The sequence below is a fragment of the Pseudacidovorax sp. 1753 genome (assembly GCF_040544975.1).
Classification (GTDB): domain Bacteria; phylum Pseudomonadota; class Gammaproteobacteria; order Burkholderiales; family Burkholderiaceae_C; genus Xenophilus.
The window spans coordinates 140,464-164,627 of sequence record NZ_JBEPKY010000012.1 but is presented as its reverse complement, the minus strand read 5'-3'; the positions used below and the strand labels follow the sequence as shown (position 1 = coordinate 164,627).

General features: G+C 69.8%; 28 protein-coding genes. 14 read left to right on the top strand and 14 right to left on the bottom strand.

Going from position 1 to position 24,164, the window contains the following annotated elements; translation table 11 throughout:
• Positions 1 to 9: 9 nt before the first annotated feature.
• Genes ABIC63_RS16745 through gstA (ABIC63_RS16735) form a run of 3 tightly spaced genes read right to left on the bottom strand, consistent with a single transcriptional unit; the run spans position 10 to position 2,329 of the window.
• The gene (locus ABIC63_RS16745) at positions 10 to 987 is read right to left on the bottom strand and encodes a Bug family tripartite tricarboxylate transporter substrate binding protein (RefSeq protein WP_354320579.1); all 978 of its coding nucleotides are present in this window, start codon (positions 985 to 987) and stop codon (positions 10 to 12) included.
• A 31-nt stretch (positions 988 to 1,018) separates the two neighbouring features.
• A complete protein-coding gene (gene gstA, locus ABIC63_RS16740) occupies positions 1,019 to 1,675 on the bottom strand; it encodes a glutathione transferase GstA (protein ID WP_354320578.1) in 657 nt (218 codons plus the stop codon).
• A 27-nt stretch (positions 1,676 to 1,702) separates the two neighbouring features.
• Positions 1,703 to 2,329 (bottom strand): glutathione transferase GstA, encoded by a 627-nt coding sequence (gene gstA, locus ABIC63_RS16735; protein WP_354320577.1) that lies wholly within the window; start codon positions 2,327 to 2,329, stop codon positions 1,703 to 1,705.
• Between the two features lie 504 nt (positions 2,330 to 2,833).
• Between gstA (ABIC63_RS16735) and ABIC63_RS16730 the strand changes: the two genes are divergently transcribed.
• The 11 genes from ABIC63_RS16730 to ABIC63_RS16680 all read left to right on the top strand — a co-directional run bounded on the left by ABIC63_RS16730 (position 2,834) and on the right by ABIC63_RS16680 (position 13,895).
• Complete coding sequence (locus tag ABIC63_RS16730) at positions 2,834 to 3,820, top strand: Bug family tripartite tricarboxylate transporter substrate binding protein (protein WP_294365331.1); 987 nt, start codon at positions 2,834 to 2,836, stop codon at positions 3,818 to 3,820.
• Positions 3,821 to 3,861: 41 nt separating this feature from the next.
• Complete coding sequence (locus ABIC63_RS16725) at positions 3,862 to 5,424, top strand: acetolactate synthase large subunit (RefSeq protein WP_354320576.1); 1,563 nt, start codon at positions 3,862 to 3,864, stop codon at positions 5,422 to 5,424.
• Positions 5,425 to 5,466: 42 nt separating this feature from the next.
• Positions 5,467 to 6,261, top strand: coding sequence for an SDR family NAD(P)-dependent oxidoreductase (locus ABIC63_RS16720; RefSeq protein ID WP_017757015.1), 795 nt, complete (start codon positions 5,467 to 5,469; stop codon positions 6,259 to 6,261).
• 29 nt (positions 6,262 to 6,290) lie between these two features.
• Positions 6,291 to 7,328 carry a WD40/YVTN/BNR-like repeat-containing protein gene (locus tag ABIC63_RS16715; protein WP_354320575.1) on the top strand — a complete coding sequence of 346 codons (1,038 nt, stop codon included), beginning with the start codon at positions 6,291 to 6,293 and terminating at the stop codon, positions 7,326 to 7,328.
• A 16-nt stretch (positions 7,329 to 7,344) separates the two neighbouring features.
• On the top strand, positions 7,345 to 7,836 hold the full coding sequence (locus tag ABIC63_RS16710) for a VOC family protein (RefSeq protein ID WP_354320574.1): 492 nt from the start codon (positions 7,345 to 7,347) through the stop codon (positions 7,834 to 7,836).
• Positions 7,837 to 7,877: 41 nt separating this feature from the next.
• Positions 7,878 to 8,480 (top strand): amino acid synthesis family protein, encoded by a 603-nt coding sequence (locus ABIC63_RS16705; protein ID WP_354320573.1) that lies wholly within the window; start codon positions 7,878 to 7,880, stop codon positions 8,478 to 8,480.
• A gap of 20 nt (positions 8,481 to 8,500) precedes the next feature.
• Positions 8,501 to 9,373, top strand: coding sequence for an alpha/beta fold hydrolase (locus ABIC63_RS16700; protein WP_354320572.1), 873 nt, complete (start codon positions 8,501 to 8,503; stop codon positions 9,371 to 9,373).
• Positions 9,370 to 9,666, top strand: coding sequence for an NIPSNAP family protein (locus tag ABIC63_RS16695; RefSeq protein ID WP_354320571.1), 297 nt, complete (start codon positions 9,370 to 9,372; stop codon positions 9,664 to 9,666). Before ABIC63_RS16700 ends, ABIC63_RS16695 begins: the two co-directional genes overlap by 4 nt.
• A gap of 31 nt (positions 9,667 to 9,697) precedes the next feature.
• On the top strand, positions 9,698 to 11,407 hold the full coding sequence (locus ABIC63_RS16690) for a bifunctional 3-(3-hydroxy-phenyl)propionate/3-hydroxycinnamic acid hydroxylase (RefSeq protein ID WP_354320570.1): 1,710 nt from the start codon (positions 9,698 to 9,700) through the stop codon (positions 11,405 to 11,407).
• Positions 11,408 to 11,531: 124 nt separating this feature from the next.
• A complete protein-coding gene (locus ABIC63_RS16685) occupies positions 11,532 to 12,959 on the top strand; it encodes an NAD-dependent succinate-semialdehyde dehydrogenase (protein ID WP_354320569.1) in 1,428 nt (475 codons plus the stop codon).
• A gap of 195 nt (positions 12,960 to 13,154) precedes the next feature.
• Complete coding sequence (locus ABIC63_RS16680) at positions 13,155 to 13,895, top strand: IclR family transcriptional regulator (RefSeq protein WP_354320568.1); 741 nt, start codon at positions 13,155 to 13,157, stop codon at positions 13,893 to 13,895.
• 194 nt (positions 13,896 to 14,089) lie between these two features.
• Here the strand turns inward: ABIC63_RS16680 and ABIC63_RS16675 are convergent, their stop codons facing one another.
• Positions 14,090 to 14,326 carry a helix-turn-helix domain-containing protein gene (locus ABIC63_RS16675; protein WP_354320567.1) on the bottom strand — a complete coding sequence of 79 codons (237 nt, stop codon included), beginning with the start codon at positions 14,324 to 14,326 and terminating at the stop codon, positions 14,090 to 14,092.
• A gap of 9 nt (positions 14,327 to 14,335) precedes the next feature.
• The gene (locus tag ABIC63_RS16670; RefSeq protein WP_354320566.1) at positions 14,336 to 14,902 is read right to left on the bottom strand and encodes a hypothetical protein; all 567 of its coding nucleotides are present in this window, start codon (positions 14,900 to 14,902) and stop codon (positions 14,336 to 14,338) included.
• 95 nt (positions 14,903 to 14,997) lie between these two features.
• On the opposite strand from ABIC63_RS16670, the gene ABIC63_RS16665 reads away from it, so the two are divergent.
• Positions 14,998 to 16,185: an aspartyl protease family protein gene (locus ABIC63_RS16665; protein WP_354320565.1), complete on the top strand. Its 1,188-nt coding sequence runs from the start codon at positions 14,998 to 15,000 to the stop codon at positions 16,183 to 16,185.
• A gap of 46 nt (positions 16,186 to 16,231) precedes the next feature.
• Here ABIC63_RS16665 and arsH read toward each other — a convergent pair whose 3' ends face one another.
• The 4 genes from arsH to ABIC63_RS16645 are packed head-to-tail and all read right to left on the bottom strand — an operon-like array spanning position 16,232 to position 18,812.
• Positions 16,232 to 16,954 carry an arsenical resistance protein ArsH gene (gene arsH / locus ABIC63_RS16660; RefSeq protein ID WP_354320564.1) on the bottom strand — a complete coding sequence of 241 codons (723 nt, stop codon included), beginning with the start codon at positions 16,952 to 16,954 and terminating at the stop codon, positions 16,232 to 16,234.
• A complete protein-coding gene (arsC, locus tag ABIC63_RS16655; protein WP_294365375.1) occupies positions 16,947 to 17,369 on the bottom strand; it encodes an arsenate reductase (glutaredoxin) in 423 nt (140 codons plus the stop codon). The genes arsH and arsC overlap by 8 nt, the downstream gene beginning before the upstream one ends.
• A 24-nt stretch (positions 17,370 to 17,393) precedes the next feature.
• Complete coding sequence (gene arsB, locus ABIC63_RS16650; RefSeq protein ID WP_354320563.1) at positions 17,394 to 18,473, bottom strand: ACR3 family arsenite efflux transporter; 1,080 nt, start codon at positions 18,471 to 18,473, stop codon at positions 17,394 to 17,396.
• A 9-nt stretch (positions 18,474 to 18,482) separates the two neighbouring features.
• Entirely contained in the window at positions 18,483 to 18,812 is a 330-nt protein-coding gene (locus ABIC63_RS16645) for an ArsR/SmtB family transcription factor (RefSeq protein WP_354320562.1), read from the bottom strand.
• A gap of 310 nt (positions 18,813 to 19,122) precedes the next feature.
• On the opposite strand from ABIC63_RS16645, the gene ABIC63_RS16640 reads away from it, so the two are divergent.
• Positions 19,123 to 19,476 carry an alpha/beta hydrolase gene (locus ABIC63_RS16640; RefSeq protein WP_294365383.1) on the top strand — a complete coding sequence of 118 codons (354 nt, stop codon included), beginning with the start codon at positions 19,123 to 19,125 and terminating at the stop codon, positions 19,474 to 19,476.
• A gap of 149 nt (positions 19,477 to 19,625) precedes the next feature.
• On the opposite strand, the gene ABIC63_RS16635 is transcribed toward ABIC63_RS16640, so the two are convergent.
• The 4 genes from ABIC63_RS16635 to ABIC63_RS16620 are packed head-to-tail and all read right to left on the bottom strand — an operon-like array spanning position 19,626 to position 22,771.
• Positions 19,626 to 19,955 carry a DUF202 domain-containing protein gene (locus tag ABIC63_RS16635; protein WP_294365386.1) on the bottom strand — a complete coding sequence of 110 codons (330 nt, stop codon included), beginning with the start codon at positions 19,953 to 19,955 and terminating at the stop codon, positions 19,626 to 19,628.
• Complete coding sequence (locus tag ABIC63_RS16630; RefSeq protein ID WP_354320561.1) at positions 19,956 to 20,375, bottom strand: YidH family protein; 420 nt, start codon at positions 20,373 to 20,375, stop codon at positions 19,956 to 19,958.
• Positions 20,376 to 20,411: 36 nt separating this feature from the next.
• On the bottom strand, positions 20,412 to 21,407 hold the full coding sequence (locus ABIC63_RS16625) for a Bug family tripartite tricarboxylate transporter substrate binding protein (protein ID WP_354320560.1): 996 nt from the start codon (positions 21,405 to 21,407) through the stop codon (positions 20,412 to 20,414).
• A 35-nt stretch (positions 21,408 to 21,442) separates the two neighbouring features.
• Positions 21,443 to 22,771 (bottom strand): sulfatase family protein, encoded by a 1,329-nt coding sequence (locus ABIC63_RS16620; RefSeq protein WP_354320559.1) that lies wholly within the window; start codon positions 22,769 to 22,771, stop codon positions 21,443 to 21,445.
• Between the two features lie 92 nt (positions 22,772 to 22,863).
• On the opposite strand from ABIC63_RS16620, the gene ABIC63_RS16615 reads away from it, so the two are divergent.
• Positions 22,864 to 23,769: a LysR family transcriptional regulator gene (locus ABIC63_RS16615; RefSeq protein ID WP_294365397.1), complete on the top strand. Its 906-nt coding sequence runs from the start codon at positions 22,864 to 22,866 to the stop codon at positions 23,767 to 23,769.
• A gap of 147 nt (positions 23,770 to 23,916) precedes the next feature.
• On the opposite strand, the gene ABIC63_RS16610 is transcribed toward ABIC63_RS16615, so the two are convergent.
• Positions 23,917 to 24,075 carry a DUF3309 family protein gene (locus ABIC63_RS16610; protein ID WP_017761920.1) on the bottom strand — a complete coding sequence of 53 codons (159 nt, stop codon included), beginning with the start codon at positions 24,073 to 24,075 and terminating at the stop codon, positions 23,917 to 23,919.
• Positions 24,076 to 24,164: the final 89 nt, after the last annotated feature.

Below are 24,164 nucleotides of genomic sequence, written 5' to 3'. Positions count from 1 at the left end.
GTGCAGGTCTCAGTCCAGCGACACGTTGGCCTCGCGGGCCACGCGGCGCCATTTGTCCAGCTCGGCCTGCAGCTTGGCGCGGAACTGCGCGCCGTCGGCCGCCGTGACGACCACGCCACGGGCGCCGAGCTTGGCCTCCATGTCGGGCGTGCGGATGACCTTGTCCAGCGCCGTGCCCAGCGTCTTGACGATGGCGGGCGGTGTGCCCGCGGGGGCGAACACGCCCATCCAGCCCTCGGCGGCCAGGCCGTCGTAGCCCAGCTCCTGCAGCGTGGGCACCTCGGGCAGGCCGGGCAGGCGCTTGGGCGAGGGCGTGGCCAGGGCGCGCAGCTTGCCGGCCTTGATCTGCGGCAGCACGACGGCGGTGGTGTCGAAGGTGAAGTCCACGTCGCCGGCCAGCAGCGAGGACATCGCCTGCTGGCTGCCCTGGAAGGGCACATGCGTGGCGCGCGTGCCGGTGGCGTTCAGGAACAGCTCGCCGATCAGGTGGTTGGTCGAGCCCATGCCGAAGGACGAGTAATTGAGCTTGCCGGGCTGCGCCTTGGCCCTGGCAATCAGTTCCTGCACGTTCTGCACCGGCGAGCCCGCGGGCACGGCCAGCACGAAGGTCACGATGCCCACCTCGGTGACCGGCACGAAGTCCTTGAGCAGGTCGTAGGGCGCGGTCTTGCGCGTGACCGGGTTGATCAGCAGCTCGGCGCCGGTACCGAAGAACAGCGTCTGGCCATCGGGCTTGGCGCGGGCCACCGACTGCGCGCCGATGGTGCCGCCGGCGCCGGCGCGGTTGTCGATCACGATGGACTGGCCCAGCTCGGGCGCCAACTTCTCGGCAATGAGCCGGGCTGCGCCGTCGGTGCCGCCGCCGGGGGGAAAGGCCACCACCAGGTGCACGGGTGCGGAAGGGTAGGCGGTCGGCTGGGCGCAGGCCAGTGCCGGCGCCAGGGCTGCGAGGCCGGAGGTGATCAGAAGACGTCGCGACAACGGCATGGTCGTTCCTTGCGGGGAGTGGGAAAGGCGGTCAGTGCGTCGGCGCGGCGGCGGTTGCGGCGGCCCGTTCGCGCTCGCGCACGCCCTGCGCAGCGGCCGCTGCCTCGGCGGCACGCACGCTGGGGCGGGCGCCACAGCGCGCCAGGTAGGCCTCCAGATGGGGCCAGCCCTGCGTGTCGATGGCATGGGCGCGGGTCCACATCGCGATCGTGTAGCAGTGCGCGTCGGCGATGGTGAAGTGCTCGCCGGTCAGGAAGGGGCGGCCGGCCAGCTGCGCGTCCACCCACTGGAGCTTGGCCTGCACGATGCCGCGCGCGATGGCCTTGTATTCGGGCGGCGTGACGGCCTTGAACAGCGGCATGAAGCCGCCCTTGTGCAGGTCGGCCGCGATGAAGCTCATCCACTCCAGCACGCGGTAGCGCGGCAGTCCCGAGGAGGGCAGCAGCGTGTTGCCAGGGCACTGGTCGGCCAGGTACTGCATCACGATGCAGCCCTCGCTCAGGTGCTGGCCGTCGGGCATCTCCAGCGTCGGCACGGTGCCCTTGGAGTTGACGCTGAAGTAGTCGCGGCCGTCCTCCAGCCGCTTGGTCTTCATGTCCACCCATTCGAGGGTGAGGGGCAGCTGCAGTTCACGCGCGACGATGTCGACCGCGAGCGAGCAGCCGCGGACTTCGTGGTAGAGCTTCATGGGGGTTCTCCGGAAAGGGGGCGGGGTTCAGGCACCGGCGCGGCGGGCGATCTCGACGCGTTCGGCAGCGCGCGCCGCCTGCACGCTGGGCCGCGCATCGATGCGCTGGACATAGGCATGCAGGTGCGGCCAGGCCGACAGGGGCATGGCCTGCAGCTCGGCCCACATGACGATCGCGTAGGCATGGGCGTCCGCGGCCGTGAAGCGGCCGCCGTGCAGGTACTCGCGCGTGGCGAGCACCTCGTCCAGCCAGGCCAGGCGGCGCTGCACGTTCTCGGTGGCGATGCGTCGGTACTCGGGCGGCGTGTTCGCGCGGAACAGCGGCGTGAAGCTCTTGTGCAGCTCCGAGCCGAGGAAGTTCATCCACTCCAGCACCCGGTAGCGGTCCATGCCGAGCGCGCGGGGCAGCAGCGCGTCGGCACCGTGCCGGTCGCAGAGGTACTGAATGATCACCGCGGCCTCGGTCAGCACCTGGCCGTCGTCCGTCGCCAGGGCGGGCACCTGGCCCTTGGGGTTGACCCGGTGCAGGTCGCTGCCGTCGGCCAGCCGCTTGGCGCGCACGTCCACCCAGGTCAGATCGAGTTCGACGCCGATTTCGCGCGCCACCACGTCCACGGCCAGTGCGCAGGTGTGGGGGGTGAGATAGAGCCTCATCGCGCCGCACTCCGGTCGCGGTCGCCGTGAGGCGGGGTGGTGCACGCATGCACCAGCTTGTTGCACAGGGTCGAATGCATGGTCATTGGATTACTGCTATGCGATAAATATGCCATCCGCGCCAGGCGCGTCGTGCTGGTGTAACTACTCAATGCCAACCATCCGGTGGATGCCGGCCGTGCACCTGCTTCGGGAGATCGACGTCTCGCTGGCCCAGGCTGCCCACCGTGGCTGTTATCGCATGGCGGGAATATCGAAAAGACAGGGCAGGCGCGCGCATGGAACGTTAGTTGCTTGCTGGGATCGCGTATGGATGAAATGGTGCATTAGGTGAAAACACCAGCGTCAAATAATAGTGCTGTGTTTTGTCTAAACGAGAAAACAGCATAATATTTGGTTGCCGACGAGGTGTCCGATGCCGCCGCCGTCCATTGCCGCCCAGGCGCGTCTCCCCCGGCGCCTGGTGCCGGCCCGGTCTTCGCAGGGGTGCCAAGGAATCGTGCAATGAGAAGGAAATTCGTTCTTCAGGCCTGCGGTGCCATCGCACTGGCGGTCGCTTCGTGGTGGATGCCGCTGCAGGCATCGGCCCAGGGCAACTGGCCCTCGCGGCCCATCCGCATCGTGGTGCCCTACCCGCCGGGCACCGGGCCCGACGTCATGGCCCGGCTGGTGGCCGACGGCCTGGGCAAGGAGCTCAAGGCGTCCATCGTGGTGGAGAACAAGGCCGGGGCCAACGGCATCATCGGCACGTCGGAGGTGGTCAAGGCGCCGGCCGACGGCTACACCTACCTGCTGGTCGACCGGCTGACCCTCACGGTCAATCCGCTGCTCTATCAGCCGCCCTACGACCCGAAGAAGGACCTGGTCTCCGTCAGCAACATCGCCGACGTGAACCTCTACCTGGTCACCAGCGCGCAGCTGCCGGCCAACGACTTCAAGTCCTTCATCGCCTACGCCAAGGCAAACCCGGGCAAGGTCAGCTTCGGGACCGGCGGCGTGGGCAGCGTCATGCACCTGAACATGGAGCTGCTGCAGTCCGGCACCGGCGTGCAGTTCCTGCATGTGCCCTACAAGGCGCTGGCCGAGGTCATCCCGGCCATGCTGGGCGGGCAGGTCGAGGCCACCTCCGGCGGCGTCGAGGCCATGCTGCCCTATGTGCAGAAGGGCAGCTTCAAGCTGCTGGCGGTGGGCGCGCCCACGCGCCAGACCATCGTGCCCAACGTGCCGACCATCATGGAGGCGGGGGGCTCGGACATGCTGCTGTCCACCTCGTATTCCTTCCACGCGAAGAGCGGCGTGCCGCCCGAGATCCTGGCGCGCATGAACGAAGCGCTGACCAAGGTGCTGTCGCAGCCCGAGCTCAAGCGCTGGGCCGGTGAGCGCGGCCTGGGTGCGGGTGCGTCGACGCCCGCGGAGCTGGATGCGCGCATCGCCGTGGACAACGACCGCATCGGCCGCCTGGTGCGCGAGCGCGGCATCAAGGTGCAGTGACGCACCGCTTTTCCAGACACGAGCAAAAGAGGACATCGGCGATGACTGAGCAGACTGGCGCCCAGGCCCTGTGGGCGGCGCTCTCCGGCGAAGGGGTGGACACCTGCTTCGCCAACCCCGGCACGACGGAGCTGGACCTGGTGCGCGCCCTGGAGGGCCAGGACGCGATCCGCTGCGTGATCGGTCTGCAGGAGAACGTCTGCACCGGCGCGGCCGACGGCTATGGGCGCATGACGGGGCGGCCGGCCGCCACGCTGCTGCACCTGGGGCCCGGCTTCGCCAACGGCATCGCCAATCTGCACAACGCGCGGCGCGCCCGCACGCCCATCGTCAACCTCATCGGCGACCACACCAGCTGGCACCTGCCCTTCGATGCGCCGCTCACCTCGGACATCGAATCGCTGGCGCGGCCGGTGTCGGGCTGGGTGCATCGCATTGGCAGCACGGCCGATGCGCCGCGGGCGGCGGCGCAGGCGGTGCACCAGTCGCTGGCCGGGGGCGGGCAGGGCGCCACGCTGATCTTTCCGGCGGACTACCAGGCCGAGGCGCTACCGGGTGCGCCTGTGGCGCCCGCGGCAGTCGCGCTGCCTGCCGCGGCCGACGCGCCTGCGCTCGATCTGGCGGCCTGCGCACAGCGCCTGCGTTCGGCGCGCCGCGTCGTCATCCTGCTGGGCGGTGGCGGCGAACGCGGCGGCCTGGGGGTGCGCGCCCAGCGGGCGGCCGCGCGCCTGTGTGCGGCGCTGGGCGCCACCGCGTATGCCGAGACCTTCCCGGCCCGTGCGGAGCGCGGCCAGGGCCTGCCGGCCTTCGACCGGCTGCCCTACTTTCCCGAGCCGGCGCGCGCGGTGCTCGATCCCGCCGACCTCGTGCTGCTGGCCGGCGCGCTGCCGCCGGTCACCTACTTCGGCTACACCGGCCATCCCAGCCTGATGGTGGAGGCCGAGCGGCTGCTCGCCCTGGGCGAGCCGGGGCATGCGGTGGCCGAGGCGCTGGAGCAGCTGGCCGACGCGCTCGATGCGCCGGCCTTCGAAGCGCCCGTGCATCCGCTGCCCGCCGCACCCGCCGGCCCGCTCACGCCCGCCGCCATCGGTGCCGTGCTCACGCGCGCCCTGCCCGAGGGGGCCATCGTGTCGGTCGAAGGCGGCACCTGCGGCTATCCCTTCTATGCCGCCTCGGCCGCGGCGCCGCTGCACACGGCGCTGACCAACACCGGTGGCGCCATCGGCCAGGGCCTGCCCGTGGCCGTGGGCGCGGCCATCGCCTGTCCGGGCCGCCAGGTGGTGGGCCTGCTGTCGGACGGCAGCACGCAGTACACGATCCAGGCGCTGTGGACCATGGCGCACGAGCAGCTCGATGTGGTGGTGCTCATCGCCGCCAACCACCAGTACGCCATCCTGCGCAATGAACTGCGCCGCGGCGGCGCGGCCCTGGGCAAGCGGGCCGAGGCGCTGACGGCGCTCGACTCGCCGCGCATCGACTGGGTGGGGCTGGCCCAGTCCTACGGCGTGCCCGCCACACGCGCCGCCACCGCCGAAGAACTCGCGGCCCAGCTGCAGGACGCCTTCGGGCGCCGCGGCCCGGCGCTCATCGAAATGGCCCTCTGACGTCCTGCGACGGGCCGCAACGCATCCAAGGAGCAATCGAACATGGACCTCAGACTCAAGGGCAAGGTGGCCGTCGTGACCGGCGGCAGCCTGGGCATCGGCCGCGCGGTGGCCGAGGCCTTCGCGGCCGAAGGCGTGCGCGTGGCCATCGTGGCCCGCAGCCAGGGCGCGCTGGAACAGGCCGCGCGCGAGATCACCGAAAAAACCGGCACCGAGGTGCTGGCCGCGCCGGCCGACGTGAGCGACACGGCGCAGGTGCAGGCGGCCGTCGACAAGGTGGCGGCGCACTTCGGCCGCATCGACATCCTCGTCAATGGCGCGGCCCATCCGGGCGGCCTGGTGCGTAGCGAGATCGAGAACGCCGATCCCGAGGGCCTGCTGCAGGACATCGACATCAAGGTCGTGGGCTACATGCGTTTCGCCAAGGCCTGCGCGGCGCACATGCGCAAGGGCGGCTGGGGCCGCATCGTCAACATCGGGGGGCTCACCGGTCGCGGCAGCAAGCAGCTGTCGGGCATGCGCAATGTGGCCGTGGCGCACATGACCAAGACGCTGTCCGACCAGCTCGGCCCTTCGGGCATCACGGTCAACGTGATCCATCCCGGCGTGGTGGAGACGCCGCACATCCACGAGCTCTATGCCAAGGAGGCCAAGCTGCAGGGCCTGACGCCCGCGCAGGTGGAGGCCAACTACGCCAAGGCCACGCCGATCCGCCGCGTGCTTCAGGTGGACGAGATCGCCGACGTGGTGCTCTTCCTCTCGTCCGACCGGGCGGCGGCCATCACCGGCGAATCCATCGCGGTCGATGGCGGCATCACCCGCGGCATCTTCCTCTGAGACACGCAACCATCCAAGGAGCGAGCGACATGAACGGAACCATTCTGGTGGGCACGGCAGGGCAGGGCATCCTGCGCAGCGTGGACGATGGTGCCACCTGGCACCGCCTGGGCCTGAAGGAGGCCATCGAGTTCGACGGCACGGTGCGGGCACTGGCGGTGGACCCTGCCGACCCCAGCCGGGTGCTGGCAGGTGCGGACGTGGGCATCTGCCTGTCCACGGACGGCGGCGCCCACTTCCAGCGCATGACCTCGCCCGCGGACGGCCGGACGGTCTGGGCGCTGGCCTTCAGCCCCACGGACCCCCGGCTGGTGCTGGCCGGCACCGGCGCGCCCTCGCGGGCCTGCATGTTCCGCTCGCGCGACGGCGGCCTGAGCTGGGAGCAGCTGAATGTGGAACTGCCCGAGTTCTGCGCCGGCGTGAACCGCCCCCGCATCCTCACCATCGCCTTCCATCCGCAGAAGGCCGGCGAGGCCTGGTTCGGCGTGGAAGAGGGCGGCGCCTGGCGCACCCGCGATGCCGGCGACAGCTGGGAGCGCATCGACACGCCCGGCCGCGGCATCAACAACTCCGATATCCATGCCATCGCGGTGCTGCCGGCCACGGCCGACGCACCGGCCAAGCACATCGTCGTCACCGTCAATTCGGTGTGCGAGAGCACGGACGATGCCGAGAGCTTCCGCTGCCACCCGTCGAAGGACCGCTTCGACGGCCTCTACTACACGCGCACGGTACAGCCGCTGGACGCCGAGGGACGCGAACTGCTGCTGGCCATCGGCGACGGCACGCCGGGCTCGCGCACGCGCATCTACCGCTCGGAGGACCGCGGCCAGACCTGGGCGCAGACCCTGCTGAACACGGCGCCCAACTCCACCGTCTGGGCCTTCGGCACGCATGCCAGCGACCGCGGCCTGCTCTTCGCCGGCACCAAATACGGCCACCTGCTGCGCTCCACCAACGGCGGCCGCACCTGGTTCAAGGAATGGCGCGACTTCAGCGAGATCACCTCGGTGGCCTGGACGCCCTTCGTCGCACCCGTGCACGCCCACCCGCAGTCCATCAACTGACCCGCAAAGGTTTGCCATGAACACCCTCGCTCCCGCAGCTGCCGCCGAGCCCGTTCGCCCCCGCATCCGCCGCACGCACCTCGCGCTGTTCGTGAAGGACCCCTTCGCCTCGGCCCCCTGGTACGAGGAGGTGCTGGGCATGCAGGTCACGGCGCGCGGCGCGCGCTGGGTGTTCCTCTCCTTCGGCCAGAAGCACCACGACATCGCGCTGATCCAGGTCGACGAACCCGAGGCGGCCCATCGCGGCACGGTGAACATGCAGCACTACGGCCTGGAGATCGAGGGCGGCCTGGACGACCTGCGCCGCCTCTACGGCATGCTGCTGCGCAAGAACGTGGAGGTGGTCAAGACCACCGACCACAAGGTGGGCTACGGCCTCTACTTCCACGACCCGGACGGCCATCGCTTCGAGTTCTTCCTGGAGACGGTCCACGACGACGAGGAAGGCCGCCGGCTGCTGGGCGAGTACAACGCGCCCAGCGATTCCTTCGACCTGCAGCCGCTGTGAGCCGCAGGCCGCGAACCTTCACTGATCCATCGACACGCACCATGAGCAACCCCGACCTCAGCGCCTTCCACATCCGCAAGTGGTACCTCCAGATCGAGGACACCCTGGCCGGCGAGACCGGCGCCCCCGCCGACGGCGAGCCGCTGCGCAAGATCGTCATCGCTGCCTGCCTGCGCAACCCCTTCGCGGGCCGCTATGTGCAGGACCTGTCCGAATGGATCGGCCCATCGCCCGAACTCGGCAAGGAGTTCGGCCGCCGCATCCGCGAGGCCGCCGCCGGCCAGCGCATCGAGAGCTACGGCAAGGCCTGCCTCGTGGGCATCGACGGCGAGTACGAGCACGGCAACGCACTGCTGACCAACCCCGCAGCCAACCCGGTGCGCGAAGGCGTGGGCGGCGGCAAGTCCTGGGTGCCTTCTTCCGGCAAGCGCGGCGGTCCGGGGACGATCATCGACATCCCGCTCGCGCACAAGGACGCGCTCTACGTGCGATCGCACTACGACACCGTCTCCGCCATGTTCGGCGACGGCCCCAACCGCGACGAGGTGGTGCTGATCTGGGCCTTCGCCACCCGCGGCCGGCTCAATGCCCGCCTGGGCGGCCTGAAGGCCTCCGAGATCAAGGGCGAGGACGGCCTGGTCTGAGCGCGGCGGGAGAGCCATCGATGCAACGCCGCGACCACCGCCTGAGCCTGAACGGCCTGGGCTTCCACGTCACCGAATGGGGCGAGCCCGATGCCTGGCCGGTACTGATGCTGCACGGCATCCGCGGCTATGCCGAGACCTTCGCCGGCGTGGCTGCCGCGCTGCAGCCGGGCGTTCGCGTCATCGCCTTCGACCAGCGCGGCCGCGGCGAGACCGACTGGGACCCGAGGCACGACTACTACACCGATGCCTACGTGGCCGATGCCGAGGCGCTGGTGGCGCAACTGGGCCTGCAGCGTTTCGACCTGCTGGGCCATTCCATGGGCGGCATCAATGCGATCGTCTATGCCGCGCGGCACCCGCAGCGGCTGCGCCGCCTGGTCATCGAGGACGCCGGCCCCGGCGCCTTCGAGGCCAGCGACGGCGCCACCCGCATCCGCAAGGAACTGGCGACCACGCCCACCACCTTCGCAAACTGGGACGAGGCCGCGGCCTTCATGCGCGCACTGCGCCCCACCGTGACCGAAGAGGCGCGCCAGCAGCGGCTGCGGAACATGCTCAAGCCGCTGGAGGGCGGCGGCTTCACCTGGCGCTACGACCACGCCGGCATCGTCGCCACGCGGCTGAACCCCGACCCGGCCCGCAAGGTCGATCTGGCCATGCATGTGGAGCAGCTGCGCTGCGAGACGCTGGTGGTGCGCGGGGGCCGATCCGACTATCTGCAGCCGGCGATGGTCGCGCACATGCAGGCGCTCAATCCGCGCATCGCTGCCGTCGAGATTCCCGACGCCGGCCACTACATCCACGACGACCAGCCGGCGCTGTTCGCCGAGGCTGTCACTGCCTTCCTGAAGCGGCCCGACGGCGCCGCCAGCGATCCGATCCGACCATGATCCACGAACTGCGAACCTACACCCTGGTGCCCGGCGGCGTGCGCGACTACCTGCGCATCTACAACGAGACCGGCCGCGAGCTGCAGACCCGCACCCTCGGCCGCCTGGTCGCACTGATGACGCCCGAGAGCGGCGATGTGAACCAGCTGGTCTTCCACTGGGCCTTCGACAGCCTGGACGAGCGCAGCCGCCGCCGCGCCGCGCTGATGGCCGACCCGGCGTTCGCCGAATTCCGCAAGCAGGTGCGCCACCTGCTCGTGCGGCAGGAAAGCCGGCTGCTGTCTGCGGCCTGAGGCCAACCGTTCCCGATCCAGGAGTCCCCCCATGAGCTCGCCCGTGGAAGAAGAAGTCCCCGTCCTCATCATCGGTGCCGGCCCGGTCGGCGTGACGCTGGCCAACCTGCTGGGCACCTATGGGGTGCGGACGCTGGTGGCCGAACGCAGCCCCGCGGTGCTGGACTTCCCGCGTGCAGTGGGCCTGGACGACGAAGCCCTGCGCACCTTCCAGGCCACCGGCCTGGCCGACGAGATGCTGCGCGACATGATCCAGAACGTGCCGATGCGCATGTACACGGCGCGCAAGCAATGCTTCGCCGAGATCCTGCCCAGCACGCGCGAATTCGGCTGGTTCCGGCGCAACCTGTTCTCGCAGCCGCTGGGCGAGAAGACGCTGCGGCGCGGGCTGGCGCGCTTTGCCGACGTGCAGCTGCGGCTGGGCCTGGAGCTGGTCGCACTGGCGCAGGACGAGGCCGGCGTCACCGCCACCCTGCGCGACGAAGCCGGGGCCGAGCAGCAGGTGCGCGCCGCCTACGTGGTGGCCTGCGACGGCGGCCGCAGCACCGTGCGAGAGATGCTCCAACTGCCCTACGAGGGCCGCACCCATCCGGCCAAGTGGGTGGTGATCGAATGCGACCAGGACCCGCTGGACGCGCCCTACACCGCGCTGCACTGCGAGCCCGAACGTCCCTATGTCTGCCTGCGCCTGCCCTACGGCCTGCGCCGCTGGGAGTTCATGCTCTTCCCCGGCGAGGACGGCGAACAGATGCTCGCGCCCGACAAGGTGCGCGAACTGCTGCGCCGCCATGTGGCCGATCCGTCCGCGCTCAACGTGATCCGCGCGCGGGTCTACACCCACAACTCGCGGGTGGCGGCCAGCTTCGTGAGCGGCCGTGTCTGCCTGGCCGGGGACGCCGCCCACATCACGCCGCCGTGGATCGGCCAGGGCCTCAACGCCGGCATCCGCGATGCCTTCAACCTGGGCTGGAAGCTGGCCTGGATCCTCCAGGGCCGGCTGCGGCCCGAACTGCTGGCCAGCTACCACGACGAGCGCCATGCCCATGCCAAGGCCATGATCGACCTGGCCGACACCTTCGGTGCCGTGCTCTCGCAGCGCAATGCCTTGCTGGCCTGGGTGCGCGACCGCTTCTTCATGGCCATCCGCGGCATTCCCGCGGTGCGCGACTACGTGCTGCAGATGAAGTTCAAGCCCATGCCGCGCTTCGTGCGCGGCGTGGTGCGCAACAGCGGCGTTGCGGCGCGCGATGCGCTGGTGGGGCGCATGTTCATCCAGCCCAACGTGGAGCGCCGCCGCGGTGGCGCCGAGAAGCTGGACGATGTGGTCGGCGCGCGCTTCGCGCTCATCAGCTGGCGCTGCGATGCGCTGGCCGATGCGCCGCCTTCGCTGCGTGAGCAGCTGGCGCGCCTGGGTTGCGACCACTACCTGGCGGTGCGCTCGCGCAGCGCCGGCAACGAAGCGGGCTCCCCCATGCCGCTGCAGCCCTCGGGCACCGTGATCGAGGATCTGGAGAACGGCCTGCATCTGTGGTTCCAGGGCAAGGACGTGGACTGGGTGCTGATCCGCCCCGACCGGTTCATCGCGGCCGTCGGTCGCCGCGACGACGCGGTGGCGGAACTGGGCGCCTTCTGCGACACGGTGCTTGCGCCGATGGACGCGGCGCCTGCCGCGCAGGTGATGGCGCCCGCAGGGAGGGCGGCCGAGCCTGCGCCTGCCCAGACCGACGCGATCGCCGCCTGACGACGTGCTCCCCTCTCCCGCGAGGGCAGAGGCCGTCATCCCCCGACCCCGCGCGGCCCCGCCGCCAGGCGTCGGCCTGCGCCGCGAACCCTGCCGCCGCCTTCCGCCCGCTCGACCTAAGTCCATGTACCCCGAACTCTCCCTCTACATCGCCGGCCGCTTCATCGGGGCCGAAGGCCGCCGCACGCAGGCCGTGCAGGACCCCGCCACGCTTCAGACGCTGGGGCAACTGCCCTGGGCCGAGGCCGAAGATGTGGCCTCGGCGGTCGATGCCGCCCACGCCGCCTTCGGCCAGTGGCGCCGCGTGTCGCCCGTCGAGCGGTCGGACCTGCTGCGACGCGTCGCCGCGCTGGCGCGCGAGCGCGCCGCGGTCATCGGCCACGCCATGACGCTGGACAACGGCAAGCCGCTGGCCGACGCGGTGGCCGAGGTGCTCAATGCCGCCGAGCATGTGGAATGGCATGCCGAGGAAGGCCGGCGCATCTACGGCCGCGTGGTGCCGGCCCGCCAGCCGGGCGTGCGCCAGCTGGTGGTGCGCGAGCCCGTCGGCGTGTGTGCCGCCTTCAGTCCCTGGAACTTCCCCTTCGGCCAGGCCATGAAGAAGGCCGCTGCCGCCATCGCCGCCGGCTGCCCCATCGTGCTCAAGGGGCCGGAGGAATCGCCCAGCGCCCTGGTGGCCATGGCGCAGCTCTTCCACGACGCAGGCCTGCCGGCAGGGGTCTTCAACCTGCTGTGGGGCGTGCCGGCGGACATCTCGCGCCAGCTGATCGAAGCGCCATCGGTGCGCGTCGTCTCCTTCACCGGCTCGGTGCCCGTGGGTCGGCAACTGGCGGCGCTGGCCGGGCAGCACATGAAGCGCATGACCATGGAGCTGGGCGGCCACGCGCCGGTGCTGGTCTTCGACGATGCCGACGTGGACGCCGCCGTCGCGCTGCTGGCGCGGCTGAAGACGCGCAATGCCGGCCAGGTCTGCGTCTCGCCGAGCCGCTTCTACGTGCAGTCGGGCATCCACGACCGCTTCGCCGCCGCCTTCGCCGAGGCGCTGGCTGCCGTGAAGGTGGGGCATGGCCTGGAGCCCGGCGTGCAGATGGGGCCGTTGATCCATGGACGGCGCTTCCAGGCGGTGCAGGCGCTGGTCGAAGACGCCCGCGCGGCCGGCGCCGAGCTGCTGACCGGCAGCGGCGGCCTGGGCGCGCAGGGCCACTTTCACGCGCCCACGCTGCTGGTGCAGGTGCCGCCCGGCGCGCGCGTGATGCACGAGGAGCCCTTCGGCCCCGTCGCCGCTATGGCGCGCTTCGACACCGTGGAAGAGGCCCTGCAGCAGGCCAATGCCTTGCCCTTTGGCCTGGCCAGCTATGTGTTCACCCGGTCGCTGCAGACCGCCACCTGCGTGGGCGACGGTCTGGAGGCCGGCATGGTCAACATCAACCATTCGGGCATGGCCCATCCCGAGCTGCCCTTCGGCGGCATCAAGGACAGCGGCTTCGGCAGCGAAGGCGGCACCGAGTCCTTCGACCCCTTCCTGAGCACCAAGCTGATTACGCAGGCGTGAAGCGACCCCAGGCCGCCCACAGCCGCCTGCGAGAGGCCCGGCACGCCGGCCGCATTCCTCGCGCCGGGGTGCGGGCCGTCCCGCCGCGCAGGGCCGGGTGCGGCCCGGAGCGGCGAGGTGCGTGGCGGAGAATGCGGGCCTGCCGCGCCCCCGCGGCTTCCTCCCGCTTTGCCACGCCGACCGCGCTTCCTGACGATGAACAGCCTCCGACGCATGCTCGATGTCCTCGACCTCTTCCGGCCCGACCAGCCGGTCATCGATGTCGAGATCATCTGCCAGCAGCTCGGCTACACCCCGGCGAGCGCCTACCGCTACCTGCGCGAACTGGGCGACTCGGGCCTGCTGGTACGGCTGCCGCGCGGCTATGCGCTGGGCCCGCGCATCATTGCGCTGGAGCACCAGATGACCGACTACGACCCGGTGCTGGTGCGCAGCCGTGATCTGGTCGAGAAGCTGGTGGCCGAGACCGGCCTGGACGCCATGATCAGCGAGTGGTACGGCGATGCGGTGGTCAACGTGCTGATCCGGCGTGGCCCCGACCCGGGCCCGGCGGGCGGTGGCCGCGGACGGCCCATCGACCTGTTCCATAGCGCGACCTCGCGCGTGGTGCTGGCTTACCTGCTGCCGCGGCAGATCCGCCGCATCTTCGATGCCCATGCCAGCACGCCCGAGGCGCAGGCCCAGGGCCTGGAATGGAAGGCGTTCTCCAAGGGCCTGCTCGCCATCCGCAAGCAGGGCTACTGCATCAGCGAGAGCGAACTGCATGCGGGTCGCACCGGCGTGGCGGCGCCCATCTTCGATGAGAAGCAGCGCGTGCTGGGCAGCATGACGCTGGTGGGCCGCAACGAGCGCTTCCGGGCCTTCCAGGAAAGCTACCTCTGCAACCTGGTGACCACGGCCGCCGCCGAACTCACGGCGCGCATTGCGCAGCAGTAGGGCGCGTGCCGGCCGGGGCATTGCAGTGCCCGGCGAGGACCACGAACGTCAGCCCGCAGACTCGTCCGAGATCTGTTCGGATGGCTTGTTCGCGGCGTCGAAGGGGACTGCGCCAGTCGGATGGCTGCCCGTCATACGCCGCGTGAATTCAACCGCCGGCTCCCGCGCGTCGCTGCCACGCGTGGCGAAGCCCGCTATGCCTCATCCTCGTCTGCCGGTGCCGTCGCGTCCCCGGTGTAGGTCAACAGGTCGCCGGGCTGGCATTGCAGGTAGGCACAGATCCGCTCCAGGGTGTCGAAGCGGATGCCTTTGACATGGCCGCGCCGCAGCAACGACAGGTTGGCCTCCGTGATGCCGACGAATGCGGCGAGGTCCTTGGCGCGCACGTTGCGCTGCGCCAGGATGACGCCCAGGGTCACATGGATCGGCATGGCGGTGGGTCAGATGATCTGGGCGTGGTCGTCCGCGATGCGCGTGGCCTCGTCGAGCAGTGCCGCGAGTTGCCAGGTCACGGCCGCGAAAAGCAGAAGGATGACCTCGCGCGAATCCAGCCCCAGGGCCAGCCGGAGCGGTCCGCCGAGCGCCCCCGACACCACCAGGCCGATCACTGTGGGGCAGAGCAGGCCCAACACCGCGGCGACCAGCGTGCATGCCGCAAAGCATCGCAGCCGGACCACGAGCGTCCGGGAAAGCGGCGGGTCGGCCGCCATGCGCAGCAGGCCGAGTCCGGCCCAGAGCAGGGCGGCCCCCATCATCAGCGCGGGCGCCATCGCCAGGAGGGCCACACCGGCCCAGACAGGCCAGGGCAGCGCGGGCACGGCCGATGCAAGGTCCGGCGCTGTGGGCACCGCGCGGGTGAGCCACTGCGCGGCTGGTAGTTGCCAAAGTGCACACGCGGTCAGCAGCGGCAGCAGCAGGCCCGCCAGCAACACGGCCCACCCTACCAGGGGGGCGTGGCGGGCCGCTCGCAGACTGGCAGCAACTGGAAAAGGCGGGGTGGCGGGCATGCGTGCTCCTTGCCTTGGCGCTTGACACGCCGAAAGTGACTCGGATAATTTCTGTAAAACAGAAATTTATATCTGCTGTGCAGCAAGTATCACCCATGCGCCGAGCCTTTCTTGGCCGAATATTCAGCCTGTCCGCCGTTTCGTGCCTTGGCGCCTGCGAAGCGAGCCGTGAACTCGGCCGTACGCCTGCACAGGCCATCCAGGAGATGCCGCTTGCGATCGAGGATCCCTATCCCATCGTCACCGCACGGCTGCAGGCGCGTGAGGCCTTGCTGGTGCTGGACACCGGGGCCGATGCCACCGTGCTGGACCTTCGGTTGGCGCGCGCGTTGGGACTGCCGTTGTCTCGGGAAGTGGTGTCAGGTTCGGGCGGTAGCGGTCCCTCCGGCGAGATCCGCCGCGCCGTGGTGCCGCGCTTTGCCGTCGGGGGTGCACTGCGGCGCGACCAGCCGGTGTATGTCACGGCATTCCCGCGCGAGTTTCCTTGGGACGGCGTGCTGGGTGCCGACTTCCTGCGGACCTATGCCATTCGCGTCGACTACCCGCGCGGCCGCCTCGGTCTGGCCCCGGCGACATCGCGGGACGGCGTGCGGCAACTGCTCGGCCCTGAGCCCTGGTTGCCGCTGCGGCGCCATGCCTCGGGAAAGCTGCTGGTCGAGGCGGACTTGGACGGGGTCGTCGGCTGGTTCTCGATCGACACGGGAGCAGGCCAGGCGGTCACCCTGTTCGCGCCTGCCGTGGAGCGCCTCGGCCTGCGCACACGCTGGGGCCGTGGCGTGCGCCTCGCAACCGGCGTGACGACGGGCGGCATCGACCATGCCGATTGCGTGCGCGCGCAAGCGCTGCACTTGGGCGCCTACCGGCTGCAGCGCCCCGTGGTCGAGCTGTCGCTGGCGCGCGGCGGCCTGTTTGGCAGCGACGCCTGGCTGGGCAACATCGGCGGCGAGTTGCTGCGCCGCTTCAACCTGGCGCTGGACGCCTCCGGTGGACATCTCGCGCTGCAGCCCAATGCGGCCTTGGACGAAGCCTTCCCGGGTCCGCGCGCCGGTTTCATCTGGCGCGACACGGATCGGGGTCTCGAGGTCGCCGAGGTGCTGGCCGACGGGCCAGCTGCGCTGGCGGGCCTGCAGGAGGGCGACCTGCTGCGCGCGGTGGACGGCCTGCCTCTGGGTCCAGGGCAAGGATGGACTCTGCGCAAGGCCCTGCGCGCGCGTCCTGGGACGGCCGTCCACCTGATGACCGCCGAGGGACCGCGGGCGCTCGTGCTCAGGGAACTGGTCTGAGACGTCGGCTCGTGCTCCGGCCGGCCTGCTTCTCTCTGGACAGCGCTCAGAGCCCCGCCTGCCCGACCCGCTGGCTCAGGGCCTGCGCGCTCTCCTTGCGCTCGCTGTAGCGATCCAACAGGTAGGGCGCCACGTCGCGGCTGAGCAGCGTGAACTTCATCAGCTCTTCCATCACGTCGACGATGCGGTCGTAGTAGGCCGATGGCGTCATGCGTCCGGCTTCGTCGAACTCCTGGTAGGCCTTGGCGACCGAGGACTGGTTGGGGATGGTCAGCATGCGCATCCACCGGCCCAGCACGCGCATCTGGTTCACCGCATTGAAGGACTGCGAGCCGCCCGAGACCTGCATCACGGCCAGCGTCTTGCCTTGCGTCGGGCGCACGGCGCCGACCGAGAGCGGGATCCAGTCGATCTGTGTCTTCATCAGACCGGTCATGGCGCCGTGGCGCTCGGGCGAACACCACACCATGCCCTCGGCCCACTGGGTGAGCGCGTGCAGCTCCTGCACTTTCGGATGGTCCGCCGGCGCGTCGTCCACCAGCGGCAGGCCGGACGGATTGAACATCCGTGTCTCGCCGCCGAGCGCGCGCAGGATGCGGGCGGCCTCTTCGGCGGCCAAGCGGCTGTAGGAGCGCGCACGCAGCGAGCCATACAGCAGCAGGAAGCGTGGCGCATGGGTGCTGCGCTCGGTCGGCATGAGGCGCCGGATGTCGGGCAGTTCGAAAAGCGCGCCGTCGACCTGCGGCAGATCGTGGATGGCCTCAGACACGGCGGCCCTCCGCGTCGACGACCGGCTGGCCGTCTTCCTTGTCGAAGGCGCCGCGCTGCGGCTGGGGCAGCAGGTCCAGCACCGTCTCCGACGGGCGGCAAAGGCGGGTGCCGAGCGGCGTGACCACGATGGGGCGGTTGATGAGGATGGGGTACTGGCCCATGAAGTCGATCAGCTGCTCGTCGCTCCATGTCGGCGCGTCGAGGCCGAGCTCGACGTAGGGCGTGCCTTTCTCGCGCAGCAGCGCGCGCACCGGCATGCCCATGGCCGCGATCAGGCCGACCAGGGTCTGCCGGTCGGGTGGCGTCTTCAGGTACTCGATGACCAGCGGCTCCTCGCCGCTGTTGCGGATCAGGGCCAGCACGTTGCGCGAGGTGCCGCAGTCGGGGTTGTGATAAATCGTGATGTCGCTCATGGGGCAGGGGTCAGGGGTCAGGGGTCAGGAAGCGGACGCCGCGCCACGCTCGTACCAGCCGCGCGAGCGGTTGACCAGGCGCACGACCAGCAGCATCACGGGCACCTCGATCAGCACGCCGACCACGGTCGCCAGGGCCGCGCCGGAATGGAAGCCGAAGAGGCTGATGGCGGCCGCCACGGCCAGCTCGAAGAAGTTGCTCGCACCGATCAGCGCCGAGGGGCAGGCGATGGCGTGTTTCTCGCCCACTCGCCGGTTGAGCCAGTAGGCCAGTCCGGAATTGAAGAACACCTGGATCAGGATCGGCACCGCCAGCATGGCGATGACCAGCGGCTGCTGCAGGATGGCGCGACCCTGGAAGGCGAACAGCAGCACGAGCGTGAGCAGCAGCGCTGCGATGGAGGGCGGGCCGATGCGCGCCAAAGCGGCATCGAAGCGTGCCTGGCCTTTGCGCAGCAATGCGCGTCGCCAGAACTGCGCCACGACGACGGGGATGACGATGTACAGCGCCACGGAGGTCAGCAGCGTGGCCCACGGCACGGTGATCGCCGACAGGCCCAGCAGCAGTCCGACGATGGGCGCGAAGGCGAACACCATGATGGTGTCGTTCAAGGCCACCTGCGACAGCGTGAACACCGGATCGCCCCCCGTGAGCCGGCTCCAGACGAAGACCATCGCCGTGCACGGCGCGGCCGCCAGAAGGATCAGGCCTGCCACGTAGCTGTCGAGCTGGTCGGCCGGCAGCCAGCCGGCAAAGACATGGCGGATGAAGAGCCAGGCTAGCAAGGCCATCGAGAAGGGCTTGACCGCCCAGTTGATGAACAGCGTCACGCCGATGCCGCGCCAGTGCTGTCGCACCTGTCCGAGCGCACTGAAGTCCACCTTGAGCAGCATCGGGATCACCATGACCCAGATCAGCATGCCCACCGGCAGGTTGACCTGGGCGATTTCCATGCGGCCGATGGCTTCGAACACGCGCGGCGCGGACTGGCCCAAGGCAATGCCCGCAAGGATGCAAGCCAGGACCCAGAGGGTCAGGTAGCGCTCGAAGGCACTCATGTCCGCGTCTGGCTGGCGGCGGCTCGAAAGAGAGGGAGGGGTCATCGTCGTTACTCAGCAGGCGGTGCACCTGGGCGCTGCGGCGACGACGTCGCAGGCTTCGCCCTGACAGCAGTGCTCGGTCATGTAGCCCAGCAGATCGTTCATGCGGGCGAAATCGGCGCGATAGACCAGGTTGCGGCCCTGGGGCTCGATCGTCACCAGGGCGGCATGGGCCAGTTCCTTCAGATGGAAGGACAAGGTATTGCGTGCCACATCGAGCTGATCGGCCAGCGTGCTGGGCGTCGCTCCCTGAGGCCCGGCCACGACCAGCGCGCGGAACGCCCGCAGCCTTTGCGGATGGGCCAGGGCGGCGAGGGCGGATACGGCTTCGCTTTCGGTCATTGTTCGATGATACAAGAGTTATTGAATCAGTCGCGCGTGTTCGTGGGGCTTGCACTGGGCCTACGAAAGGCACCCGCGTGCGCAGCGGGCCGCGACCGGGCAGGGTTGCCTCGCGTCAGCGCGCGCCAGCGGCCCGCGGTAGACAGGGATTGTTTCTTGCGGCGGAACACCACGTTCGGCAATGCCTCGGGTTTTCCCTGGGTCGGCGGTCCACAATTCATCTCACGGGCCAGCGATTGAACGCAGACCCGAAGCCGGTGAGGCAGGTGCCCCGCCCGCTCTGTTCAACGCTCTGCTTAGGAGAAAAATCATGACCAAGACCTCGAAGATCATCGCCCTCGCCGCCCTGTCGTTCGCCGCCGTTGCCGGCGCCAGCGCCGAGGAATACCAAGGCGTCGTCGCCCCCGTGTCGGCCTTCAGCCGCGCCGAAGTGAACGCCCAGGGCGTGCAAGCTGCTCGCGCCGAGCAGAACCTGGAATACGTTGGCCAGCAAGTCGCCGTGGCCCCCGCCGCTCCCCGCAGCCGCACCGCCGTCCAGACCGAAGCCGTGGCCGCTGCCCACAATCCCACGTCCAACCTGGACGCCAAGGCCTTCGTGAACAGCACGATCCCGACGCAATACACGCAAGGCAGCCTGTCGGTCTACCGCAAGGCGGCTCTGTAATAGACGCCGCCCAGCACGACGCCCGTTGTCAGCGGGCGAGGGCGGGGCGGATGCCTTCGGGTAACCCGGAAGCCGGTATGCGAAAGCATGCCGGCTTTCTGTTTTTAGGGCCGACGCCCGCGATTGCGCGGCTCCTGATCTAGGGCGCGTCAGTGCCAGTGGCCGAGCAGGATCGAAGCCAGGCCGGTCGCCGAGGCCAGCAGCGTGGCCGCCGTCACGGCGCGCATGGCCAGCGGATCGGCCAGGGCTTCGGGCCCATGCTCCGACAATTGGCGCCGCCGCAGCCGGCCGAAGCTGAAGACGGCCGCGGCAGCCACGACCAGCGCGCCGGAGAGCACCAGCAGCGGCACCGAGTCGTGCACATAGCCGCTGCGCAGATTGAGCACGGCATTCAGCAGCAGGCCGGCGGCGGTCCGCGTCCAGGACAGCGTGGTGCGCTCAGGCTGCAGGCCCGGGTCGCGGCCGGCGGCGGTGGACATTCAGGCGCGATGGATGGCGATGGCCCAGGCCATCAGCACGGCGAGCACCGCGCAGATGAGCACCACGGCCACTGTCAGGATGGCCAGCATGCGCGAATGGGGAAGTGCACCGCGGTGCCGCATCGAGACCTCGTTGTCGCGCCAGCGCGTGTAGGCCAGCGAGGCCAGCGTGCCGGCCACCACGCACAGCAGGATGGCGGTGCCGACCACCAGCAGATGGGGCTGTAACTTGGTGGAGAACTGGTCGAGCAACACGCCCGCCGCCAGCACCGCCAGCGCCGTGCGGACCCAGGCCAGGAAGGTGCGCTCGTTGGCGAGCGTGAACCGGTAGTCCGGCTCTTCGCCGCTGGAGCGCCATGCCGGCCGGGGCTGGGTGCGGGGGGCGGGGCCTGCCTTGTGTTCAGTGTCGTTTTCGGCCATCGCCCGAGTATCCGTGTGTGCCGGCTGACTGCCGCCTCAGTCGGCCACGAAGCCGGTGGCCTTGACGATGCGCGCCCATCGCGCGGACTCGTCGTTCATCTTCTTGAGGAAGGCGTCGCCGCAGATGTCGGGCGAGGGCGCAAGGCCCGAAAGCGCCATGCGGCTGCGGAACTCCGGCGAGGCCAGCACCTTGCGGTGCGCCTCGGTAAGCCGTTTGACAATGGGTGCGGGCAGGCCGGGTGGGCCGTTCAGGCCGAACCACACGGTGGTCTCCAGCTGCGGCAGGCCGAGTTCGCGCACCGTGGGCACGTCGGGCAGCTCGGGAGCACGCGTCGGCGCGGTGGTGGCGAAGGCGAGCAGCTTGCCTGCCTTGATCTGCGGCGTGGCGGTGGCGATCTGCACGAAACCCAGCGGCGCCATGCCGCCCACCATGTCGGTGATCTGCTGCGGGCTGCTGCGGTAGGGCACATGCGTCATGGGCACGTTCAGCGCTTCGCTCAGTTGAAAGCCCAGGAAGTGCGCCGGCGAGCCCGGCGAATACGACGAATAGGTGGGCGGCGTCTTCTCGGCCTTGAGCCACTGCTGCAGGCTCTTGAAGTCCTTCGGCCCTAGCGACGGATGGCTGGCGAGCACGAGGCCGGCGTCCACGCCCTGGCAGATGGGCGTGAAGTCGGCAGGCGTGTACTTGGCCCTGGGGTTGGCGTTGGGCGTGATGGTCAGCATGCCGGCCGTGCTGACCATCAGCGTGTAGCCATCGGCGGGCGCGCGCAGCATCTGCTGTGCGGCCACCATGCCGCCCACGGCCGGCGAATTCTCGACCACGATGGGCTGGCCCAGGTCGCGCGACATGAGGTCGGCCAGTGCCCGGGCATAGACGTCGGGTGGGCCGCCTGGGGTGGAGGGCGCGATCATCTTGATCGTCTTGGTGGGCCAGGCCTGGGCATGGGCACCGACGCCGGCGAAGGCGCCGAATGCCAGGCAGGCGGCGATCGCCGTACGGCGGGCGACGGCCGAGCGGGTTGAAGGGGTCATGGTCTGTCTCCTTGGATGTCGAGGGGGCGCAACGCTCAGCGCTGCGGCATGTCGCGGTACGAATAGCCCAGGCTCACGGCCGCGTCGTCGGGGATGGCGGGCACGGATTCGTTCCAGGCGAGCCAGTCCTCGCGTAGCGCCTGGAAGCGTGCGGGTTCGCGCGTCGCCAGGTTGGCGCGCTCGCGCTCGTCGGCGCGCAGGTCGAAGAGGTACTCGTGCTCGTCGACCTTGAGGTACTTCCAGGGCCCACGGCGCAGGGCACGCTGGCCGCGGTGGTTCATGCGCCAGTACAGCGGGCGCTCGAAGCCCTGCGACGGATCGCGCAGCACGGCCGCCAGCGAGACGCCATCCAACGTGTGGCCCTCAGGCGGCGCACCGCCGCCCAGCTCCAGCATCGTGGCCGACCAGTCCATGGTCATGCAGTGCTGGGCGCTGGTGGTGCCAGCGGGAATGGCGGCCGGCCAGTGTGCGATCCAGGGCACGCGGATGCCGCCTTCGGTCAGGTCCATCTTGCCGCCCACCAGCGGCCAGTTGTCCGAAAAGCGCTCGCCGCCGTTGTCGCTGGTGAAGACGATCAACGTGTTCTCCAGCAGGCCTTCCGCGCGCAGCGTGGCGACCAATTGGCCGATGCCCTCGTCCATGTGGTGGATCATGCGGCGGTAGGTGTGGATGTTGCCGCCGTCCAGGTGGAACAGGTTGGCGGCGGTCTCGGCGGCCACATGCGCGTCGTCGCGCGTTTCCCACGGCCAGTGCGGCGCCGTGTAGTGAAGGCTCAGGAAGAAGGGCTTGCCGGCGCGGGCCTCGGCCGCGCGGGCCTGCACATGGCCCACGGCGCGGGCGGAGAGCAGATCGGTGAGGTAACCCGTCTCATGGTGCTCGCTTTCGCCGACGTAGAGGTCGTGGTCGCCGCGGCCCGAACAGTGGGTGAAGTAGTCCACACCGCCGGCCATGATTCCGTAGAACTCGTCGTAGCCCGAGCGCAGCGGACCGAAGCTGGGCGGATAGCCCAGGTGCCACTTGCCGATCAACGCCGTGGCGTAGCCGGCATCGCGCAGCAGCGAGGGCAGGGTGGGCATCTCGGGCGGCAGGCCCAGCGTGGTGCTGCCCTTGCTGCGGCTGTTGATCGGCTCTTCCATGCCGCCGCGCAGGCGGTACTGGTAGCGCATGGTCATCAGCGCGAAGCGCGTGGGCGAGCAGACGGGCGAGTTGGCATAGCCCTCGGTGAAGCGCAGGCCGCCTTGGGCCAGGGCGTCGATGTTCGGGGAGACGAGGCCGAAGTCGGCGCTGCGGCCACCGTAGCAGCCGAGGTCGGCATAGCCCAGGTCGTCGGCGACGATGTAGATGATGTTGGGTCTGGAGGTCATGACAGCGTGCACTGCGAGGAGCAACCACCGAGCTTAGGCAGGATGTACCCATCCGTAAAATTGAAAATCACGCGCCAACCATAAAAATTCCGATGGATCCTCGGCACCTGGTCCAGCTCGCGACCATCCTGGAAAAAGGCTCGATCACCCAGGCGAGCCGGCATCTGCATCTCACGCAGCCCACGCTCACCCACAACATGCAGACGCTGGAGATGCAGGCCGGCGGCCAGCTCTTCGAGCGCAGCCGCTACGGCGTGCGCAGCACGCCGCTGGGCGAGATGCTGGCGCGCGAGGGGCGGGCCATTGCGCGCCGGCTCAAGGACGCCGCGGAGGTCAGCGCGCGGCACCGCGGCGGCATCCGGCGCCAGTTGCGCATCGGCTCGGGGCCCATGGTGGGCGCCGCGGTGCTCGACGAGGTGACGCGCGCCCTGCTGGCCCGTTTCGACGACCTGGCCCTGTCGGTGCGCAGCGACCGGCCCCATGTGCTCGTTGAGCAGTTGATCGACGGCCAGCACGACTTCGTCATCGGCCCCTCCTGGCTGGAGCGACCGCCGCAGGGCATCGAGCGGCGACTGCTGGTGGCCGACACCCTGGGCGTGTACTGCGGGACGGGCCATCCTTTCGCCGGGCGGACATCGCTGGCGCACGGCGAGGCCGACGCCGCCGACTGGATCAGCCTGGGGACCGCATCGCCCTTCGACCAGGACGTGCAGAGCATGCTGGTGGGCGGCGGCGTGCAGCAGATGCGGGCACAGGTGACGGTGCTGGGCGAGGCCTTCGTGCTACTGGAGATGCTGGCGCGCGGGCGGCACCTGTCGGTGCTGCCCGACTTTCCCTTGCGGCGGCTGAGCCAGCGCTTCGGGCTGGTGTCGTTGCCGTGGCCGGGACCGCCCGCGGCGCGGCCCATCTACCTCTGGAACCGGACTACGACCACCGAGAGCGGACTCATGGCGCAAGTGGGAGAACTGATCCTGTCGCAGGTGCGGGCGCTGGCCTGAGCGGCGCGGGCGAAGCGGACTTCAAGGTTCGGGCAGAGAGCGACTTGCGCCGGAGCTGCGCCAAAGACCGACGAGAAAAACCGCCCGCGTCGGCCGGGTCTTCGACCCAGCCCGCGCGGGCGGCTTCTTGGTGGTGCGCGCGGAGGGCTAGATTCGTCCCATGAGCAGCAGCACGATCACGATCACGAGCACCAGACCCAGGCCGCCGCTCGGGCCGTAGCCCCAGCTGCGGCTGTAACCCCAGCTGGGCAGGGCGCCGATCAGCAGCAGGATCAGGACGATGAGCAGGATGAAGGAAAGGGACATGGCGTAGCTCCGAGCTCTGTGAGTTGTTGACAGAGCGGATGCTGCGCATGTCGAAGGGGCCGGGCAGACGGCGGCGGGCCCCTTGCGCT

Bases quoted from the DNA above. Each gene is read 5' to 3' on its own strand.
- ABIC63_RS16745 (WP_354320579.1), bottom strand. From the start codon at position 987: ATGCCGTTGTCGCGACGTCTTCTGATCACCTCCGGCCTCGCAGCCCTG.
- gstA (WP_354320578.1), bottom strand. From the start codon at position 1,675: ATGAAGCTCTACCACGAAGTCCGCGGCTGCTCGCTCGCGGTCGACATC.
- gstA (WP_354320577.1), bottom strand. From the start codon at position 2,329: ATGAGGCTCTATCTCACCCCCCACACCTGCGCACTGGCCGTGGACGTG.
- ABIC63_RS16730 (WP_294365331.1), top strand. From the start codon at position 2,834: ATGAGAAGGAAATTCGTTCTTCAGGCCTGCGGTGCCATCGCACTGGCG.
- ABIC63_RS16725 (WP_354320576.1), top strand. From the start codon at position 3,862: ATGACTGAGCAGACTGGCGCCCAGGCCCTGTGGGCGGCGCTCTCCGGC.
- ABIC63_RS16720 (WP_017757015.1), top strand. From the start codon at position 5,467: ATGGACCTCAGACTCAAGGGCAAGGTGGCCGTCGTGACCGGCGGCAGC.
- ABIC63_RS16715 (WP_354320575.1), top strand. From the start codon at position 6,291: ATGAACGGAACCATTCTGGTGGGCACGGCAGGGCAGGGCATCCTGCGC.
- ABIC63_RS16710 (WP_354320574.1), top strand. From the start codon at position 7,345: ATGAACACCCTCGCTCCCGCAGCTGCCGCCGAGCCCGTTCGCCCCCGC.
- ABIC63_RS16705 (WP_354320573.1), top strand. From the start codon at position 7,878: ATGAGCAACCCCGACCTCAGCGCCTTCCACATCCGCAAGTGGTACCTC.
- ABIC63_RS16700 (WP_354320572.1), top strand. From the start codon at position 8,501: ATGCAACGCCGCGACCACCGCCTGAGCCTGAACGGCCTGGGCTTCCAC.
- ABIC63_RS16695 (WP_354320571.1), top strand. From the start codon at position 9,370: ATGATCCACGAACTGCGAACCTACACCCTGGTGCCCGGCGGCGTGCGC.
- ABIC63_RS16690 (WP_354320570.1), top strand. From the start codon at position 9,698: ATGAGCTCGCCCGTGGAAGAAGAAGTCCCCGTCCTCATCATCGGTGCC.
- ABIC63_RS16685 (WP_354320569.1), top strand. From the start codon at position 11,532: ATGTACCCCGAACTCTCCCTCTACATCGCCGGCCGCTTCATCGGGGCC.
- ABIC63_RS16680 (WP_354320568.1), top strand. From the start codon at position 13,155: ATGAACAGCCTCCGACGCATGCTCGATGTCCTCGACCTCTTCCGGCCC.
- ABIC63_RS16675 (WP_354320567.1), bottom strand. From the start codon at position 14,326: ATGCCGATCCATGTGACCCTGGGCGTCATCCTGGCGCAGCGCAACGTG.
- ABIC63_RS16670 (WP_354320566.1), bottom strand. From the start codon at position 14,902: ATGCCCGCCACCCCGCCTTTTCCAGTTGCTGCCAGTCTGCGAGCGGCC.
- ABIC63_RS16665 (WP_354320565.1), top strand. From the start codon at position 14,998: ATGCGCCGAGCCTTTCTTGGCCGAATATTCAGCCTGTCCGCCGTTTCG.
- arsC (WP_294365375.1), bottom strand. From the start codon at position 17,369: ATGAGCGACATCACGATTTATCACAACCCCGACTGCGGCACCTCGCGC.
- arsB (WP_354320563.1), bottom strand. From the start codon at position 18,473: ATGACCCCTCCCTCTCTTTCGAGCCGCCGCCAGCCAGACGCGGACATG.
- ABIC63_RS16645 (WP_354320562.1), bottom strand. From the start codon at position 18,812: ATGACCGAAAGCGAAGCCGTATCCGCCCTCGCCGCCCTGGCCCATCCG.
- ABIC63_RS16640 (WP_294365383.1), top strand. From the start codon at position 19,123: ATGACCAAGACCTCGAAGATCATCGCCCTCGCCGCCCTGTCGTTCGCC.
- ABIC63_RS16635 (WP_294365386.1), bottom strand. From the start codon at position 19,955: ATGTCCACCGCCGCCGGCCGCGACCCGGGCCTGCAGCCTGAGCGCACC.
- ABIC63_RS16630 (WP_354320561.1), bottom strand. From the start codon at position 20,375: ATGGCCGAAAACGACACTGAACACAAGGCAGGCCCCGCCCCCCGCACC.
- ABIC63_RS16625 (WP_354320560.1), bottom strand. From the start codon at position 21,407: ATGACCCCTTCAACCCGCTCGGCCGTCGCCCGCCGTACGGCGATCGCC.
- ABIC63_RS16620 (WP_354320559.1), bottom strand. From the start codon at position 22,771: ATGACCTCCAGACCCAACATCATCTACATCGTCGCCGACGACCTGGGC.
- ABIC63_RS16615 (WP_294365397.1), top strand. From the start codon at position 22,864: ATGGATCCTCGGCACCTGGTCCAGCTCGCGACCATCCTGGAAAAAGGC.
- ABIC63_RS16610 (WP_017761920.1), bottom strand. From the start codon at position 24,075: ATGTCCCTTTCCTTCATCCTGCTCATCGTCCTGATCCTGCTGCTGATC.